We start from the raw sequence: 18,345 nt of genomic DNA, 5'->3' as shown, positions 1-18,345 counted from the left end.
AAGCCTATCCGAGGCTGCGCATCACGCTCAAGAAAATATTCTTAAAAACTGGGGCTGCCGGACTGGCCGGCTTCCGCAAGCGGGAAACGGCGGCTGACGGTGTCGGCGTACAGCGACAGATAATCGGCCGCCATGTCTTCGCTGGGACGGATCGGGATCCACGGGATGCGCCCGCTGACGGCCCGATATTCCTTCTGGTTGGCCGACAGGCGGAGGATCAGGTCGCGGATGGCGGCGGCATCGTGGGGGTCGACCGTCCAGCCGCCGCCATGCTCCTCGATCCGCGCACCGATGGCGCCCAGCCGCGACCCGATGACGGGAATGCCGGCCGCCCAGGCCTCGCTCAGGGTGTGGCAATAGGTCTCTGCCCAGGTCGACAGCAGCAGGACGAAATCGGGGCCGATCTCCCCGATCTTGGACAGCACCTCGTCCTGTTGGTAGGAACCGTGATGGATCCCGACCGGCACGGCGGCGATGCCGCCGGGAACCTCGCCCAGCCAGTGAAGCTCGATGCGCGCGCCATCCGGAGCCTGCTGGTCCAGTTCGGCCAAGGCCCGCACCGTGCGCAGGCCTTTGGCCGTGTTGTAGTTGCCGAGGGCCAGTACCTTCACCGGCCGGTCGGGCGAAGGCGCGGCCAGGGTGCCGTAGCGTTCGGGGAAGGTCCGTCCATGTTCGATGATGCGGAATTCGCGCTGCCGCAACTCCGGATAAACGCCGGTCAGCACGTCATAAGCGGACGGCGTCGTGGTGACGAACACATCGACGAACCGGAACATGGACGCGACGAAGCGTTGCCAAGCCGGCGTCCAGCCGTCGCGCAGCGTCAGGCTGTGCTCGGGGATGAAGTAGGACCGGCAGTCGCCGCTCCCCTTGTCGCAGTGGCCGGCGCAGAACCGCCCTTCCCCGTCCAGCAGCGTCACCGTCGGACAGGCGAGATAGAAGTCGTGGAACGAGAGGATGACGGGAACGCCCAGAGCCTGCGCCACCCTGGTCACCGACAGCCCGAGCTGGATCACCTGACGGCAATGGACGAGCGCGATGTCGAAATCCCGCAGGATCTTGAACAGGACTGTATCGATGTCGCCACGCTTCAAATCCCACGGGGTCAGCGTCGCGTTGACCTTCCAGGTGGCGACCGGTTCGACATCGCCCGCATCGTTCATGACCGCGAGGCTGATGCGGTCCCCGTCGCCCCAGACGAACCAGGGCTCATAGGCATCGCGGATCCACCGCGCCAGCGACAGGGAAATCAACGGCGTTCCCGAATTGTCGGGGGGGCTGAGCACGTACAGCAGGCGGGGACGGATCGCCGCATCGCATTGCTTCGTCGCCTGCGCCACCGCATGGGCGATCTGGCTGCCGGCATCCGATCCGGCCAGGCGCTTGACCAGCAGGTGATGGGCCGGCTCCTCCGCCCCACCCACCATGGCCGGCGTGCCGGCCACATGGACGAGCACATCGTCGGCCAGCACGCTGCTCCATTGCAGCCCGGTCAGGCGGGCGAAGAAGCTCCTCGCGGCCTGTTCGGCGTCGGGCTCATCGGCCGCACCGGACGGGTCAGCCTCGTCGATCAGGGCCCGGCGGAGAAACACGCAGTCCAGGGGAAAGCCGTGGCCCGCCGGCAAGAGCCGCTCGCTGGAGCGGGCAAGTTGACGCGCCAATGCGTCGTCGATGACAGCGTCGTCCAGGCCAAGCCAAGCCAGCCGGTTGGACAGCGGGGCCACGATGCCGATGTCGGCGGCATGGGCAGCGGCGCGCACCAGCCCCTCCAGCCAATGGGGCGTGACCCGGACCCTGCTGCTGAGAAGAACCACGTCGCCCGGCGTATCCGCCATGGCTTGCCTGACGCTGACCGCAAAACCGACGGGGCGGAGGTTGCGCCGAACCTCGACCATGCCGGATCGCGCCTGAAGGAAGCCGATCAGATCGGCGATCCGCGCATTGGACGTGCCATCGTCGACGATGACGACCTTGCAGGGATAGGATGTGTGGGCAACCAGCGCATCCAGGCAGGTTTGGGCCAGTTCCGCCTGCTCATCGAGATGGACGATCACCGTGACCGGCTGCTGCCGGGATAAAAGGGTGAGCGTGCTGGCCGTCTGTGGAATGGACGCAGCCTCGCTCCCCCGCGCAAGGTCCTGGCCCCCGTCTCCTGCCGCCGGCAAGGTCCGGTGCAACAGCCACTGCTCAAGAAGCCGGTTGGCTTTTGGAACCTGAATCCGGATCGGCTCGCCGAGAAGGGGGCCTCGATGGACCTCGCCGTCCAGCGGAACGCTCCAAGTCAGCATGATGTCATGGTATTGCCCATCGAGCAGATGGGTGGGCAACGTGAAGGAATAGGCGACGCTCCCATCGGACTTGCCGGCATCCTGCAGGTCCGCCCGGTAGTCAGACGCAACGGTGCTGCCGATCCGTTCGCCATCGACGATGACATCGATGGTCGGCTTGACCGATGGATGGTCGACACACCAGGCCCAGCCGTTGAGCGTGCGCTCCCGAACCCCTTCGAAATAGCTTTCCATGAGCACAGACGGATGGGAGGGCGGAGGGGCATCCGCCGGATCCGGCAGCGTGGCAGGACAGGCCAGTTCCACGCTGTCGATTACGCCTGAATAAGTTTCTCCGTCAAAAAGCAGTTCCCATCGCAGCTCGAGCTTATGGTTGCGGCCATCGAAAATCTCCGCCGGCAGGGAGAACTGGTACCCGGCCCGCCCATCCGACTTTTGATCGCCAAGAAGATCTTCACGGAAAATATCAGCGACGCTTCTATGTAGGAAAATTCCATCTATATTAATATAGATTGAAGGCTTTATATCGGGACGGCCAACACACCATATCCATCCACGGAAATTCTGGCCGGACAATCCTTCAACATACCCCTCTAATACAAAGGGCAGCCCCTCAACCATCGCTCCAATCCGTTCTTTTAGCTAACGTTGAATACGCAATGGTGCGGATTATCGCATGCGACCATGCAGATTACAAATTTTGTCCGAGCGTATGGTAGTGACAATGATGTTTGGCCAGGCGCGCCGCCCCTGAATGCATGGTTACCGTCCCATGACGTGAGCACTGACGCTTCTCCCAGCTTACGCCATGGGAAATTGTGCCGCGCGCCCCTTCCTCCGACCGGGCTACGTCCAGCGTGTCACTGTCGGCAGCCATCTTCTGCCATATCCTTGAACCGGTAAACAAATGGACGGTGCTCATGCTGCAAAGTCGCCGCTACACGCTCGGGTATGACAATGGAGCATGGTGGATGACGTCCGAGTTCAACGACCATCCACTGAAATCGTTCGAGAGCCGCGAAGCAGCGGAACACTATTATCTGCAGCATCTCCGTCGGAATGGGGGGTGGCTGATCTGCTTGCCGGCAGCGGGCACGCGCCACGCCTTCCTTGACGATCGCCGGGACGGGGGTGTCGAAAGGGGACTTGGCAGTCACTTGCGGCCCCTCTCCTGATCCCCCGGTTCAGGCCTCAGACTGGCTTCGCCACCGTTTTTCGAGGCGTCCAACTGGCATGCCCCAACGATAAATGGGTGGACAAACGACAGTAATGACGGCCGCCCTGAACTCTGACCGACTCCGCTTTGCTCATCCCTGGTCCGAAGCGGAGGAAGGCTGCGGCCAGTTGAAATCGACATGCGTCTGCAGCCCCCGGGTCAGGTTGAGGCTGTAGAAGGGATCGGCGAAGGTTTCCGTCCCCCATTTCGAGCGAAGATGGGCCACCTCGCGCTGCTCATGCGCCAGGGCCTCAGGCGAGCGGCCGGTCTGTCGGGTTGCCGACTCGCGATGGTAAAGCAGCGCATGCGGCGTCCATAGGATGCGCCGGCCACGCGCCTGCAGTTTCAGGCACAGGTCGACATCATTGAAGGCGACGGAGAAGCATTCGGCATCCATGCCGCCAATCGCCAGATAATCATCCCGCCGGCACACCAGACAGGCCGCGGTCACCGCCGAGACAGTCTGGACCAGCATCGCCGAGTGGAAATACCCCTCTTCATCCCCGGAAAAGGCCCGCTGAGCGGCATCGGCTGCCCCATGCTGACCAACGAGAACCCCACCATGCTGGATCATGCCGTCCGGGTAGAGCAGCTTGGCGCCGACCGCCCCAACCTCCGGGCGAACGGCATGCCCCATCATCTCCTCCAGCCACTCCGGCGCGATCACCTCGACGTCGTTGTTGAGCAGCGCCACATAGGGGCTGGAGATTTCCTCGATCACTGCGTTGTGCATGGCTGCATAATTGAAAGGCTGCGGCCAGCGTCGGACCCAAACGCCCGGCCGCCGGGCCAAGCTCTCCAGATAGGACAGCGTCTCCGGTTCCCTGCTGTCATTGTCGATAATGACGATGTCGTAGCGCGGGTAGGTCGTCTTGGACAGCACACTCTCCAGACAGGCCTTGAGCAGGTCGACCCGATCGCGTGTCGGGACGATGAGGGTCACCGGGGGAGGGGAAGCTGGCAGCCGCCACCGCACCCGCACCCGCTCGGGTCCGTCCAGCTCGGCATCGGCCGGGGCGCCGATCCGATCCAGATGAGCCTGGACCCGGGTTGCCCGCTCCGGCACCGCCCTTGACAGGTGCTCCACAGACCCAGGCCCGCGGTGATAGAGCACGAAGGGCAATTGCCGGACCCGCTCAGGCGCCGCCGAGAGCAGCGCGGTATCGACCACGGCTTGCGCCCAGGCCCGGGCATCGACTGGCCTTTCCGCCTCGGTCACCAGGGCAATCGCCCGGCGCAGGCAGTCGCGGGCAATCGCACAGGCAAAGCCGACATAAGGAAAAGCCTGATAGCGGTCGGGATCCCAGCCGGGCTTGAAATGCGGCTGGACCCGCCCGCCGTCGGCGCCTTGGCTGTCCTCGTCGCTGTAGACCAAGCCGATGCCGTCTTCGGCCAAGGCGGCCTGGACCAGGGGCAGGAAGGCCGGGTGCAATCGGGCGCCAGGCTCGAGCAGAACCACCGCGTCGGCCGGGATGCCGGCCATCGACGCCGCAAACTCCTTCACCTCCGCCCCTGGTCCAGGCAGAGGAACAACCTCCACCGTCGGCCTTCCCAGATGCCCACCGCCTCGGCCACCGGATTGCGCACCCACGGAGGCAAGCGCAGTTTCGATTGCCTCCTCATGATGCTCGAGCCACGCCGAGTACGTCGCCGGATCGGCGATGAGCCGCAGCGGCTCGACGGCCAGAGCGTTCAATCCCTCTTCCAGGGCAATACCCCGCTCCACCGCCAGCTGGTCGAGCCGGCGCCGCCGCGCGGTCAGCACCCCCCTTGGAAACCGCACCTCCAACGGACTGCCGATAAGCTGCCGGTCCGTGTTGGCAAAGCGGATGACGACCCGATGCGGGCGGTCGTCGAACACGGAAGCCGGCAGGGGAAACCGGAAACCATGGCGGCCGTCGCTTGCCAGGAACCCAGCCAGGTCGGACCGTGGCTGGTCGCATGGCACCATGGCCACGTGACGGCCATCGATCTCAATATCGAGAAGACAGGAGCGGTCGGGCGCAAGCTCGTTGAACGCCCAGCCGCGCAGCGCCGCATGCTCAAGGCTCTCGATTTGGCCATGCAGCTGCTGCGGGAAGAAAATCTCTTCGCCATCGTGGGCGAGCGCCGTTCCGTCCTTTCTGACCAGGATCCGGATCAGGTGGGGACGGCCATCCAGCAGTTCCCCTGGCAGCTTGACGGCAAAGCCGTGCCGGCCATCCTCCGCGACCGCTAACCCGGAATGGAGCAGGTCGGCCTTGAACTCGCCCAGCATGCCCTTCTCAAAGGCAAGGGCAAGGCGCACAGGCTCGTTCGGTGCCTCGAGGTCGACAGCCCAGCCCCTGGCAACCCAGCCGATCCCGGGAAGCCGCTCAACCGCCTCGACTTTGCCCTGGACTGCCACGGCGGCCTCTGTTCGGACTCAGCCCGTCACCATCAGCTTCGGGTTTTTCTTCCAATTTTCCATGATGACCTGCGCCTTTTGGCGGTCCTCGCTGGTCAGCTGGTTGCCCAACTCATGAGCCTTGGCTTCCAGCCCGTCGCGCTCCGAGCCGGGTTGGGTAGCCGCGGCGGCCATGATGGTCCAGACATAGGCCTGGACAGGGTTGTAAGCCTTGCTGCCCTGATCGGCATAGAGAGCGCCGAGGTTGCTCATGGCGCCGGTGTGGCCCTGCGCTGCGGCCTTGCGCAGCCAGTCCACCCCTTCGCCCAGCTCGGGTCGCCCGCCCCAGCCATGGATCAGCATCAGCCCCAGATTGACCTGGGCGCCGACATTGCCCTGGTTGGCCGCCTTGCGGTACCAGAGAGCCGCCTCGGCATAATCGGGCTGGCCGGCCAGTCCGTTGGAATGGATCAGGCCCAGGTTGAACTGGGCGTTGACGTTGCCCTTCTCGGCCGACAGGCGGCACCATTTCAGGGTTTCGCGGTAATCCTTGGGCACGCCCTGGCCACGGGCATAGAGCAGGCCCAGATTGACCTGCGCCACCGGATGGCCCTGCTCGGCCGCCTGACGATAGAACTCCGCCGCGCGGGCCGGATCGGCCTCCACCCCGGTGCCGTGCTCGTAGATGATGGCGAGCGCCAGCTGCGCGTTGGCAAAGCCCTGGTCGGCTGCACGCCCGTACCAGGCGATGGCCTGACCGATGTCGCGCTCCACCCCCTGGCCATTGGCGTAGAAGGAGGCAAGCGCATGCTGGGCCACCGCATAGCCGCTTTCGGCCGAGCGCCGGTACCAGTCGGCGGCGGCGCCAAGATCCTGCGGCACTCCCTGCCCGAAGGCATGCAGCAGGCCCATGTGGTGCTGCGCCTCGGCATGGCCGGCCTCGGCCGCCAGCCTATACCAGTGCAGGGCCTGGGCGATGTCCGGCGTGATGCCCAGCCCGTTGGGATAAAGCAGCGCGAGGTTGGCCTCGGCCGTCGGCGGGCTGGCCTTGGACACCGTCTTGTACCAGCGCACCGGCAGGGCACTGTCCTGCGCCGCCCCTTCGCCGTTGGCGTAGCACAGGGCGAGGGAGAACTGAGCCTCCCGATGTCCCTGCTCGGCCGCCTTGCGAAACCAATGGGCGGCATCGCCGAAGTCGCGCACCAGCCCCTGGCCGCGGGTATAGAGCTGGCCCAGGCGGAATTGCGCCTCGGCATCGCCATGCTCGGCCAGCGGCAGCCAGTTGGCCACGGCGCCGGCATAGTCCTCCGCCTCGAAGGCAGCGAGACCGCGCTGGAAATCCGGCTTTTTGAACACGGTGGAGGTGGTGCGTTTCCGCTTGCCGAACACGATCAAGGCTCCCGCAGGCTTTCGTCGAACCCGCGCAGGATAGGGCGCAGGAAATAGGTGATGATGCGGCGTTCGCCGACCTTGATGTCGGCCACCAACGGCATGCCGGGGATCAGGCGGAAGTTGGAGGGGACATTGTCCAGCGTGGTGGTCAGCAGCCTGATGCGCGCCCGGTAGAAGAGCATCCCGCCAGCATTGTCCTTGTTGGAGAAGGAATCCTCGCTGATCGTCGCCACCTCGCCCTCCAGCGAGCCGTGCTGCATGTAGGGATAGGCATCCAGCTTGACGCGCACCTTGTCGCCGATCTGGACGAAGGCGAGGTCGCGGGCATCGATGTTGGCTTCGACCTCCAGCGGAGCTCCGACCGGCACCAGGGTGAAGAGCGGTTCGGCTTCCTTGGCGATGGAACCGGGGGTGGCCTTGGGTGAGACCTCCAGCACGATGGCGTCGACCGGCGCGTCCAGTTGGACCAGCGCCTGACGCTTGCGCGCCTTGGTCAGCTGCTCGCGCAGCGCCTCGCGCTCGTTGCTCTGGGTGGCCAGCTCCTCGATGATCTTGCCGTTCCACTGCTGGATGAAAACGTCGCGCTCTGCCAGCTGGGCCTGCAGGTCGTGGCGGTTGCCCTGCAGCTCGTTCTGGTTCAGCACCAGATTGCGCTCGATGTCGATGCGGTCGCTGACCGCCTGCAGCAGGTTCAGCTTGCTGCCGACCTGGGTGGCCAGCAGCGAGGAGCGCATGTTCTCGATCTCGCGCACCACCTTCAGCCGCTCGTTCAGGTGCAGGCGGTCCATCTCGTACTTGGAGACGTTGGACTGCAGGCGGGCGAGCTTCTCCTCGTAATTCTGCATCTGCGACTGGTACTGCGCCTGGCGCTCACGCCACAGCGCCTGCTGCAGCGTGCCGTAGCCATAGCGATCCGTGACCGGCACGAGGGGCTTGCCGTCATGCTCGGCCTCCAGCCGGGCGATCTGCGCATCGGCATTGGCGAGGCGGGATTCCAGCTGCAGGACGTCGGCCTGGGTGAAGGTCGGGTCCAGCGTCGCCAGCACCTGCCCCTGATGCACGACGTCGCCGGCACGGACGAGGACCTGCTTGATCGCCGCCATCTCCAGCGGCTGGACCATCACGTTGGGCTCGGTCGAGATGATCTTGCCCTGGGAGGCGACGATCTTGTCCAGGTAGGACATCGACGCCCAGGTGATCACCCCGATGACAAACAACCCGAGCAGATGCAGCGTGACACGCGCCAGGAACGGATCGGGGGCGTTCTGAATCGCCTCCGTGTCCTTCTGGAAAGCGCCGACGGCCGCCTTCCCGCGTGCCTTGGCCCGCTTGTCGAGCGGAGAGGCCGGTGCGCGGGACGCCACGTCGTTGGCGGGAACGCGGGCCGTCTCAATTTTCGCAAGCTTTTGTGCGGTCAAGGGGACGCGCTCCTAGATGTGCCGGTTCTGCTGGTGCCAGAGATGCTGGTAGATGTCGCAGCGCACCAGCAGTTCGTCATGCTTGCCGCTGTCCACCACCTTGCCGCGGTCCATCACCAGGATGGTGTCGGACGGCACCAGCGACGACAGGCGGTGAGAAATGATGATCATGGTGCGGCCGCGGGCGATGTTCATCAGGTTGGCCTGGACGATCGCCTCGCTCTCGGCGTCCAGCGCCGAGGTCGCCTCGTCCATGATCAGGATCTTCGGGTTGGTCAGGAGCGCGCGGGCGATGGCCAGACGCTGGCGCTGACCACCGGACAGGTTGGACGAGCCTTCCTCCAGCATGGTGTCGAGGCCCTTGGGCAGCCGCTCCACGAACTCGTCGGCGCCGGCCAGATGGATCACCCTCAGGATCTCATCGGTCGTCGCACCCGGCTTGGCGGCGGAGACGTTCTCGCGGATGGTGCCGGTGAACAGGAAATTGTCCTGCAACACGACGCCGATCGAGGCGCGCAGGTGATCCAGGTCGTATTCGCGCAGATCCCGGCCATCGATGCGGATCAGGCCTTCCTGCGCCCGGTGCAGGCCCTGCAACAGCCTGGTCACGGTGGTCTTGCCCGAACCGGAGCGGCCCATGACGCCAAGGATGGTGCCTTCGGACGCGGTGAAGGACACCCCGTCGAGCGCCGGCGGCGAGGAGGGCGCATAGCGGAAGCGCACCTCCTGGAACTCCACCGTGCCGCGCAGCGGCGTGCGCAGGCCGCGGCCGGTGCGCCCCTCTTCCGGCGCGTGGTTCATGATCGTGCCCAGCATCTGGACCGAGATCGACACCTCCTGGAACTGCTGCACCAGCTGGGCCATCTGCAGAAGCGGCTGGGTGACGCGGCCGGCCAGGATGTAGAAGGCGATCAAGGCTCCCATCATCATGTCGCCGTTCAGCGCCAGATAGGTGCCCAGGCCCAGCAGGCAGGCCATCATCAGCTGGTTCAGCGGCTGAGCGATCGTCTGGCCGATGATCATGATGCGGCCGACGTCGAAACGCTGTTCGGCGGCACGGGCGACGCGGTGGTCCCATTCCAGCTTCTGACGGCCATCGAGCGCCAGCGACTTCACCGTGCGCATGCCGTGGATGTTCTCGATCAGGAAGGATTGCTGGCGGACCTCGGCCTGATAGAGGTCCTTCATCCGGCCTTTGATCAGCGGGATCATGATGCCGATGTTGATCGCCATCAAAATCGAGAATGCCAGGACCAGGAAGGTCAGCGGCACGCTGTACATGAACATGATCGGCAGGAAGACGACCAGCGAGACCGTGTCCAGCAGCGTCATGAAGAGCTGGCCGGTGAGAAAATTGCGGATGCGCTCGGCCTGCTGGGCGTTCTTGACGATCTCGCCCGACGATACCCGCTCGAAGTAATGCATCGGCAGGCCGACGAGCTTGTTGAAGACCTGAACGTTCATCTTCGCGTCGATCTTCTTCGTCGCGTAGAGCATCAGGTACTGGCGCAGGTACGAGAAGGCCGCCTCGAACAGGATGACGCCGATCATGCCGATCATCAGCACGCCGAGCGTGCCCATGCTGCGGTGGACCAGCACGCGGTCGACCACCAGCTGGAAGAAGATCGGCACGGCGAGCGCGAACAGGCTCATCAGGATCGCCGCGATGCCGATGTCGCGGAAGATGCGCTTGTGGCGGAGGATCTCCACCAGGAACCATTTCAGGCCGAAAGGCTGCTCGGCGTCGGTCAGGCCATAGTCGCGCTTCAGCAGCACCACCTCGCCGGCCCAGGCCTGGCTGAGGCGGATTCGGTCGACCGGCAGGATCAGCTCCTGCCCGGCCAGCGGATCCTGCAAAATGGCGACGTCGGTGTCGCCCTGCTTGCCGAAGCCGACCACCACCATCGAGTTGCCGTTGCGCAGACGCAGAATGGCGGGGAAGGCATCCTGGAGCTTGCCCAGATCGTCCCAGTCCAGCGTCGTCGCCTCGGCCTTCAGGCCGATCGACTTGGCGACACGCAGCAGGCGCGCGGTGTCCAGCTCCTCGTTTCCGATGACGTTGCTGTGCTGAAGCCGCTCGGCCGAAACGTCGAGGCCACGCTGGCGCGCGACGACAGCCAGGGAATGCAGCCCGGTGTGGGCGCAGGGGACTTCCGCAGCTAAGGTCATGGGAACCGCCGTGAAAAATGTGGAATGCGTCGCGAAGGCAAGGTCTTCATACCGTTCGGTCACCCGGTTTCGATCGACCATGCGCTCCTTGGGGCCCAGGGCGCGACGAAGCGCGTAGAGTCCGCCACTTGCGAACGATGCATAGCCACGCGATTCCGTTGAGATAGCAGAATTGGCCCAACAGCGGCAAGCCATCTGTCCCAGGGCCCATCCGCCATCCATCATATGTCTCCACCCCATGTGGCCGTTGCGGCACATCCATCCGGAGACGAGATGCCGCTTGCGGCAGCGCATGGTCATTGCTATCGACCGGCAGGACGGCTTTTCTGCCGACGAAGACTTAACGCCAAGCGGTCAGCCCGATGAAAAAGCCTTCACACAAGCAGGCCAGGGCCAAGCGCCCGGCCATTCCGGCCCCCTCTCCGCAGAGCACGGCTCCGGCGGCTTCGGCAGGGGACGCCGGCTTCGGCCGGGCGCTGAGCCTGCACCGGGAAGGCCGGACGGCCGAGGCGGAGGCCGGATACCGCACCGTGCTGGCTGCCGATGCGGGCCACACCAACGCCAACAACAACCTCGCCATCATCCTGCGCGCCCGCGGCGACTGGGAGGAGGCGCTGGGCTGCTACCGCCGGGCGCTTGCCCGCAACGCGGCCGATCCCTTCGTCCACAGCAACCATGGCTGCCTGCTGCAGGACATGGGCCGAAGCGCCGAGGCGGAGGAGGCGCTGCGCACCGCCATCCGGTTGAAGCCCGAGTATGCCGAGGCCCACTTCAACCTCGCCAACATCCTGCGCAACCGCGGCGACCGCGAGGCGGCCAAGGCCGCCTATGGCGAGGCGCTGCGCCTGAAGCCGGACATGGCGGCGGCGCTGTGCAACCTGGGCGACCTGCACAAGGGGGCGGTCGAGCTGGCGCGTGCCGTGGAGTGCTTCGTCGCAGCGCTGAAGGCCGATCCGAAATCGGCCGAGGCCTGGAACAATCTGGGCGAGACGCTGAAGGAGATGGGCCGCATCGAGGAGGCCATCGGCGTCTTCCAGAAGGGTCTGGAGGCGCACCCCAGCCACGCCCTGATGCACTCCAACCTGCTGCTCGCCCTGCACTACACCCCGGCCGTTCCGCCCGAGACCATCTTCAGGGCCCATATGGCATGGGCACAGCGCCATGCCGACCCGCTGCTGCCCGCCGGCAGCCGCCATGCCAACCCGCGCGATCCCGATCGCCGGCTGCGCATCGGCTACGTCTCGCCCGACTTCTGCGCCCATTCGGTCGCCTTCTTCGCGGAGCCGCTGATCCGCGAGCATGACCGCGGGCACTTCGAGGTCTTCTGCTACCCCGCGTCCGCACGCTCCGACGTGGTCACCGAACGGCTGAAGGGGCTGTCCGACGGCTGGCGGTCGCTGGTGGGGGTGGACGATGCCCGCGCCGCGGCGCTGATCGAGCAGGACGGCATCGACATCCTGGTCGACCTGACCGGCCACACCGCCAACAACCGGCTGACCCTGTTCGCCCGCAAGCCGGCGCCGGTGCAGGCGACGTGGCTGGGCTATCCCGACACCACCGGCATGCGCGCCATCGACTGGCGCTTCAGCGACGCCATCGCCGAGCCGCCGGGCGAGGCCGACCGGCTGAGCGCGGAACGCATCGTCAGGCTGCCGCAGGGTTTCCACAGCTACCGCCCGCCGTTGGACGTCGCCCCGCCGGCCGAACCGCCGTTCCACGCCAACGGCCACGTCACCTTCGGCTCCTTCAACAACACCTCCAAGGTGACGGGGGAGGTGGTGCGTGTCTGGTCGGAGATCCTGAAGCGGGTGCCGGGCTCGCGCCTGATCGTCAAGAGCGCCCAGATGGGCGACGAGGAGACGCGCCGGCGCTATCTGAACACCTTCGTCCAGTGCGGGATCGACGCCGGCCGGATCGAGCTTCTGGCCCGCATCGACGCGGCCAACGGGCACCTGCGCGCCTACGACCGCATCGACATCGGGCTCGACCCCTTCCCCTACAACGGCACCACCACCACCTGCGAGGCCTTGTGGATGGGTGTGCCGGTGGTGACGCTGACGGGCGCCAACCATGTCGCCCGCGTCGGCGCCAGCCTGCTGACCCATTGCGGCCTGACGGAGCTGGTGGCCTCCGACATGGAGGGCTACATCGCCACCGCAGTGGCGCTCGCCGGCGACCCGGGCCGGCTGGACCGGTTGCGCCGGACGATGCGCAGCCGGCTGAACGCCGCCCCGCTGACCGACTACAAGGGCTTCGCCCGCGGGGTCGAGGCGGCCTACCGCGCCATGTGGCGCGACTGGGTGGCCCGCAGCGCCGCCTGAGGGAACGCCGCCCGAGGGTATGAAGGAGGGGACGGCGCGGCTCCGTCGGCGCCGCGCCCGCTCCCGGCAGGCTTCACCGCCCGGGGGTCATATCCCCCGCAGGCCGCCGCGGTCGACAGTCTCCAGGAACCAGCGGTAGGTGGTGGCGAAGCCGTCGCGCAAGGACGTGGGCGCGGTCCAGCCCATCCCGCTCATCCGGCTGACGTCCATCAGCTTGCGCGGGCTGCCGTCCGGCTTGGAAGTGTCGTAGCGGAACTCGCCCTCATAGCCGACGACGTCGCGGATCAGCTCGGCCAGCTCGCGGATCGATACCTCGCTTCCGGTGCCGACATTGACGTGCGGCTCGCCCGAATAATGCCGGGCCAGGAAGACCAAGCCATCGGCCAGATCGTCGGCAAACAGGAATTCGCGCCTGGGCGCCCCGGTGCCCCACAGCTCGACGAAGGGCAGCCCCTCCACCTTGGCCCGGTGGATCTTGGCCAGCAATGCTGCGGCGACATGCCCCCCCTGCAGGTCGAAATTGTCGTTCAGGCCGTAGAGGTTGGTCGGCATCGCCGAGATGAAGTCGCAGCCATACTGGCGCCGGTAGGCCTGACACATCTTGATGCCGGCGATCTTGGCGATGGCATACCACTCGTTGGTCGGCTCCAGCGGGCCGGTCAGCAGGGCGTCCTCGCGCATCGGCTGCTCGGCCAGCCGCGGGTAGATGCAGGAGGAACCCAGGAAGACCAGCTTCTTCACGGCCGTCCGGTAGGCGCCGTGGATGATGTTGGTCTCGATCGCCAGATTGTCGTAGAGGAACTCGGCCGGCCGGGTGGAGTTGGCGAGGATGCCGCCGACGGTGGCGGCGGCGACGAAGACCACGTCCGGCTTCGCTTCGGCCATCCAGTCCTCGACTTGCTCCTGGCGGCGCAGGTCGACGCGGTCGCGCCCGACGGTGAGCAGGTCGCAGGGTTCGCGCTCCAGCCGGCGGACGACGGCGGCGCCCGCCATGCCGCGATGCCCGGCCACCCAGACCCGTTTGCCCTCCAGGGAGAAAAGCGATTCCGTCCGCACCTTGAGCACCATCCCGCTATGGAAAGCCGCCGCTGTCGTAGCATCGGGCAGGCAGGGAATCCAGTCCGCTCCGCTCGGCTTGACAAGCGCCGCCCCGGCGCGGGATCTTCCCGCCGCCCGGCGCCCACCCGGCGCCCGCCTGGGCTGGCGGACCTGCACCCAGAATTGGGGTTTCCATCATGATTCCGAACTTGGCTTTCACCTGGCAGCTCACGGAGGTCCACGGTTGGGGACTGGTGGGTGTCCACACCGCCCTCTACCTCGCCGACGCCGGGCGGCCGCCGCTGCTGCTGGAAAAGCCGCTGATGGGCACCCTGCGCCCGGAAAACCGCGAAAAGCTGCAGCCGCTGGAAGCCCCCTACCAGCAGATCGCCGCCATGGCCGACAACGCCAAGGGCCACATGCTGCTGCTGAAGGAGTTCGACGTCCTGCACGCGCTGGGCAACGGCTTCACCGCAGGCGGTCCGTCGACGCGCTTCCGCGGCCGGCGCAACATCGGCGTCATCGCCTATGAGGAGACCCGCTTCACGCCCGAGGTGATGGCCCGCGCCCGCCAGTACGACCGCATCGTCGTGCATTCCACCTACAACAAGCAGCTTCTGGAGATCTGGGGCTTCGACAATGTCGGCCTCGCCTTTCAGGGCATCGACCCGACCGAGATGGTGGAGGCTCACCCAAGCGGCCGCTTCGGCGACCGCTTCGTCGTCTTTTCCGGCGGCAAGCTGGAGTTCCGCAAGGGCCAGGACATCGTGCTGGCCGCCTTCCGCGCCTTCCGTCAGCGCCATCCCGACGCGCTGCTGGTCACCGCCTGGCAGAACGCCTGGCCGGAGGTCGGCATGACGATGGCGGAATCGCCGCTGGCGCCGAAGCCGCCGCGGGTCCTGCCCAACAACATGATCGACGTGAAGAGCTGGGCGATGGAGAACGGCGCCGACGAGGAGGGCTTCGTCGATCTGGGCTTCCTCGGCCGCCACCAGATCGCCGGGATCCTCGCCGACTGCCACGCCGCCGTCTTCCCCAACCGCTGCGAGGGGGCGACCAACCTCGTCGCCATGGAGGCGATGGCCTGCGGCGTTCCGGTGGTTCTGTCCAACAACACCGGCCACCGCGACCTGCTGAAGAGCCCGACCCAGGGCGACGACCTGTGCCTGACGCTGGACCGTCAGGTTCCGGTCGCCGACCGCGACGGCAGCCGTTTCGGCTGGGGCGAATCCTCGGTCGATGAGCTAGTGGAGGCGCTGGAGCGGCTCTACGCCGACCGTGCCGCAGCCAAGGCGCGCGCCGCGCGCGCCAAGGCCTTCATCCGCACCGAGCGCAGCTGGCGCGCCTTCGCCGAGGCGTTCGTCGACGCCACGCAGTGAAGCCGGGGCTTTCGCCAGCCTTTTCGAGGGAGGAGGTCCGGTCATGCCCGCCACCCTGGTCCTGTTGGCCCAACCGGGGGATGCGCGCCATCTTGCCGCCATCCTCGCCGGAGCCAACCACGACCTGACCGTCGTGACGGTCGCCGACCGCCCCCAGCTGGAAGCCGCGATGGCAGATCGTGGGCAAATCGACCGCCTCGTCGCCTTCCGGACCAACTGCGTGGTGCCGGCGGAACTGCTGCGGCGGGTTTCGGGCCCCTCCTACAATTTCCACCCGGCCCCGCCCGCCTATCCCGGCCGCTACCCCTTCGCCTTCGCACTCTATGACGGGGTGGCGCAGTATGGGGTCACCGCCCACGAAATGGTGGAACGGGTGGATGCCGGCCCGATCGTCGGCGCGCTCAACTTCGCCCTGCCCGCCGATCCCGACCCGGTCTGGCTGATCGACCAGGCCCATACCGCGCTGGTCCATCTGTTCGTGATACTGGCACCCCAGCTGGCGGCGACCGACCGGCCTCTGCCCCGCACCGAGCTTGCCTGGGACCACAGCCGCCGCTGCACGGCCAAGGCGCTGGACGACCTCCGCACCCTGCCCTCCGACATCGGTGCGGAAGAGATGGAACGCCGCATCCGGGCCTTGCGCAGCGTCGAGCAGGAGGGGCTCCGCCCCCGCATCGCCCTGCATGGCCGCCGCTTCGTGCTGGAGGATTAGAGTTTGTCTGATGCTTATTGAAGCACCAGACAAACTCTAAGCTTTTGGTTTTCCGTGTGATTCACGCTTCAAGCGATTCCGCTTGAACCGATCGCACTCTACACCCCGTCGAGGGCGTCGAGCAGACGGCGGGCGGCGGCGTCCCAGGTGAAATTGTCCATCAGATGACGGGCGGCGTCGCGGCGCCCCCCCTCGGGGTCGCGGATGACGCGGGACAGGATGTCGGCCGCGGCATCCTCGTCCGGATGCCACCAGTCCAGCCCATGGAAGGGCTGATAATAGGCGCTGCTGTACGGCATCAGCGCTGGCCCGGTGGTGCAGGGGATCAGGTGGGCGACCCGGTCGTTCAGATAGGCGGTGTAGGCGCTGTGCCGGGGCGCAATCAGCCCGGCCCCCAGGCAGCCGGCGCGGGTGATCGGCAGGTCCCAGCCCTCGCCATGCGACAGGCTGAGATAGTGGGTGGCCACGGCATAGAGGCCGGCAATTCCCGCATCGTCGTAGCGGTCGGTCAGCAGGGCGACGGGAGCCGCCTCATCCAGCCGCCGGCCGGTGGCACGCATGCCCTCCTCGACCAGACGGCGCATCTCGCCCATGAGGGACGACCCGCCCTTTCCCACCTTCAGGATCAGGATCGCATCGTCGTCGGCACGGGTGCCGCGCAGCCAGACCCGCAGCAGCCCGGCGAGATTCTTGCGCGCGACGAAGTCGGAGATGTTGAGAACCCGTACCCGGTAATCCATCACGCTGCGTCCGCCCGGACCGACGATGGGCAGCGGCTGCGCCGCCGCATCGGCCGGATGGGGGGCGATGCCGGGCGGGCAGACGCGGATGCGGTCTTCGGGATGGCCGGCGGCGATCCAGGCCAGGCGCGAGGAGTCGGTCGGCACGACGACCATCTCGTGGGCCCGGTTGCAGACGGCCCAGGAGTCCGGGATGCGCGGCCCCTCGAACATGGTGTAGTTGACCGTCGGCAGGCCGGGGACCGGCTCCACCAATGGCGGGGTCAGCACGCTGAGCGCCAGCCGCGCCCGCACCGGATCGCCGAGGCGCCGGGCGGCCGCCTGCAGGATCGGGTCGGTGAAGGCCGGGCGCCAGCTTTCCTCCCCCATCAGCCCGGCCAGCCGCAGGGTCGTCCCGCATTCCATCAGGCTGCGCACGAAATGCTGGGCGAAGTCGCCATAGCCGGACAGCACGGAGAAGGGGGCGCGGACCAGCAGCCCCTCCGGCGTGTGGGGCCGCTGGGCGTCGGCGGCGATTTGGCGGTAGAGTCGGGCGCGCGACAGTATGGGATCGCCCTGGGCGGTCGGCGGTTTGCCACCCGATGGGGGGGTGTCGCCGGACGGGGCGCCTCCCGCAGCCAGCAGGGTTTCTTCCGCCAGATCCGGACGGCCGAGCGACAGCCAGGCCGCGGCCAGATGGGTGCGGGCATCGGTATGGCCGGGATGCCGGGCCAGGACGGGGGTCAGCACCTCCACCGCCCCGGCATGGTCGCAATGCGACAGCAGGGCCACCGCCAGCAGGACCTGCCGGTCGGGATCGGTGGGGCACAGCCGGGCGGCATGGGTCATGTGGCGCGTGGCCGCCACGTAATCGCCGGCCCCGTGCAGCAGGTTGCCGAGACGGCCGTGCGCATCGGGATCGCCGGGCGTCAGCAGGCAGGCGACGCGCAGATGGCCAAGGGCCTCCCGCTTGGCTCCGCGCGCCAGCATCGCCGTCGCCAGATTGATGCGCCCCTGCGCGAACAGCGGATGGCCGGCAATCAGCCGATGCAGCATCCGCTCCGCCTCGTCCAGCCGGTCCGACTGGTAGAGGATGACGCCCGCCAGGCTCAAGGCGTCACGGTCGACGGGATCCTCGCGCAGCACCTGCTCGACCAGGGACAGCGCCTCGTCCCGGCGCCCGGCCTTATAGAGTTCGATGGCGCGATCGGTGACATGTCCCATGGCGTGGCCTTGACCGGGGAAGAACAGGGGAAAGCAGACGCTTGGGCGCAGAACTCGGGTGAGGAACCTGGGCGAGGAAAACGGCACCCCGCCCGATCCCCGGC

10 protein-coding genes are annotated in these 18,345 nt (G+C 66.8%); 3 read left to right on the top strand and 7 right to left on the bottom strand.

Annotated features, from left to right (window positions below; translation table 11 throughout):
- Positions 1-41 precede the first annotated feature (41 nt).
- The 5 genes from VH569_RS27185 to VH569_RS27165 all read right to left on the bottom strand — a co-directional run bounded on the left by VH569_RS27185 (position 42) and on the right by VH569_RS27165 (position 10,848).
- Positions 42-2,909, bottom strand: coding sequence for a glycosyltransferase (locus VH569_RS27185; protein ID WP_423319450.1), 2,868 nt, complete (start codon positions 2,907-2,909; stop codon positions 42-44).
- Positions 2,910-3,595: 686 nt separating this feature from the next.
- Entirely contained in the window at positions 3,596-5,890 is a 2,295-nt protein-coding gene (locus VH569_RS27180) for a glycosyltransferase family 2 protein (RefSeq protein WP_423319448.1), read from the bottom strand.
- 18 nt (positions 5,891-5,908) lie between these two features.
- Positions 5,909-7,258 (bottom strand): SEL1-like repeat protein, encoded by a 1,350-nt coding sequence (locus VH569_RS27175; protein WP_423319446.1) that lies wholly within the window; start codon positions 7,256-7,258, stop codon positions 5,909-5,911.
- A gap of 2 nt (positions 7,259-7,260) precedes the next feature.
- Entirely contained in the window at positions 7,261-8,679 is a 1,419-nt protein-coding gene (locus VH569_RS27170) for an HlyD family type I secretion periplasmic adaptor subunit (protein ID WP_423319444.1), read from the bottom strand.
- A gap of 12 nt (positions 8,680-8,691) precedes the next feature.
- A complete protein-coding gene (locus VH569_RS27165) occupies positions 8,692-10,848 on the bottom strand; it encodes a peptidase domain-containing ABC transporter (RefSeq protein WP_423319443.1) in 2,157 nt (718 codons plus the stop codon).
- A gap of 362 nt (positions 10,849-11,210) precedes the next feature.
- Here VH569_RS27165 and VH569_RS27160 point away from each other — a divergent pair, with 362 nt between their 5' ends.
- Positions 11,211-13,169 (top strand): tetratricopeptide repeat protein, encoded by a 1,959-nt coding sequence (locus VH569_RS27160; protein ID WP_423319441.1) that lies wholly within the window; start codon positions 11,211-11,213, stop codon positions 13,167-13,169.
- Between the two features lie 87 nt (positions 13,170-13,256).
- Here the strand turns inward: VH569_RS27160 and fcl are convergent, their stop codons facing one another.
- The gene (gene fcl, locus VH569_RS27155) at positions 13,257-14,225 is read right to left on the bottom strand and encodes a GDP-L-fucose synthase (RefSeq protein ID WP_423319439.1); all 969 of its coding nucleotides are present in this window, start codon (positions 14,223-14,225) and stop codon (positions 13,257-13,259) included.
- Between the two features lie 179 nt (positions 14,226-14,404).
- Here fcl and VH569_RS27150 point away from each other — a divergent pair, with 179 nt between their 5' ends.
- A complete protein-coding gene (locus VH569_RS27150) occupies positions 14,405-15,586 on the top strand; it encodes a glycosyltransferase family 4 protein (protein WP_423319437.1) in 1,182 nt (393 codons plus the stop codon).
- A 43-nt stretch (positions 15,587-15,629) separates the two neighbouring features.
- Entirely contained in the window at positions 15,630-16,298 is a 669-nt protein-coding gene (locus VH569_RS27145) for a formyltransferase family protein (RefSeq protein WP_423319435.1), read from the top strand.
- 98 nt (positions 16,299-16,396) lie between these two features.
- On the opposite strand, the gene VH569_RS27140 is transcribed toward VH569_RS27145, so the two are convergent.
- Complete coding sequence (locus VH569_RS27140; RefSeq protein ID WP_423319433.1) at positions 16,397-18,241, bottom strand: tetratricopeptide repeat protein; 1,845 nt, start codon at positions 18,239-18,241, stop codon at positions 16,397-16,399.
- Positions 18,242-18,345: the final 104 nt, after the last annotated feature.

Origin of the sequence: Azospirillum sp. 11R-A, from assembly GCF_049472615.1 — a bacterium.
GTDB lineage: Bacteria > Pseudomonadota > Alphaproteobacteria > Azospirillales > Azospirillaceae > Azospirillum > Azospirillum palustre.
This window is presented reverse-complemented; position numbering and strand designations above follow the sequence as displayed.

Bases quoted from the DNA above. Each gene is read 5' to 3' on its own strand.
- VH569_RS27160 (WP_423319441.1), top strand. From the start codon at position 11,211: ATGAAAAAGCCTTCACACAAGCAGGCCAGGGCCAAGCGCCCGGCCATT.
- VH569_RS27140 (WP_423319433.1), bottom strand. From the start codon at position 18,241: ATGGGACATGTCACCGATCGCGCCATCGAACTCTATAAGGCCGGGCGC.
- VH569_RS27185 (WP_423319450.1), bottom strand. From the start codon at position 2,909: ATGGTTGAGGGGCTGCCCTTTGTATTAGAGGGGTATGTTGAAGGATTG.
- VH569_RS27165 (WP_423319443.1), bottom strand. From the start codon at position 10,848: ATGACCTTAGCTGCGGAAGTCCCCTGCGCCCACACCGGGCTGCATTCC.
- VH569_RS27145 (WP_423319435.1), top strand. From the start codon at position 15,630: ATGCCCGCCACCCTGGTCCTGTTGGCCCAACCGGGGGATGCGCGCCAT.
- VH569_RS27150 (WP_423319437.1), top strand. From the start codon at position 14,405: ATGATTCCGAACTTGGCTTTCACCTGGCAGCTCACGGAGGTCCACGGT.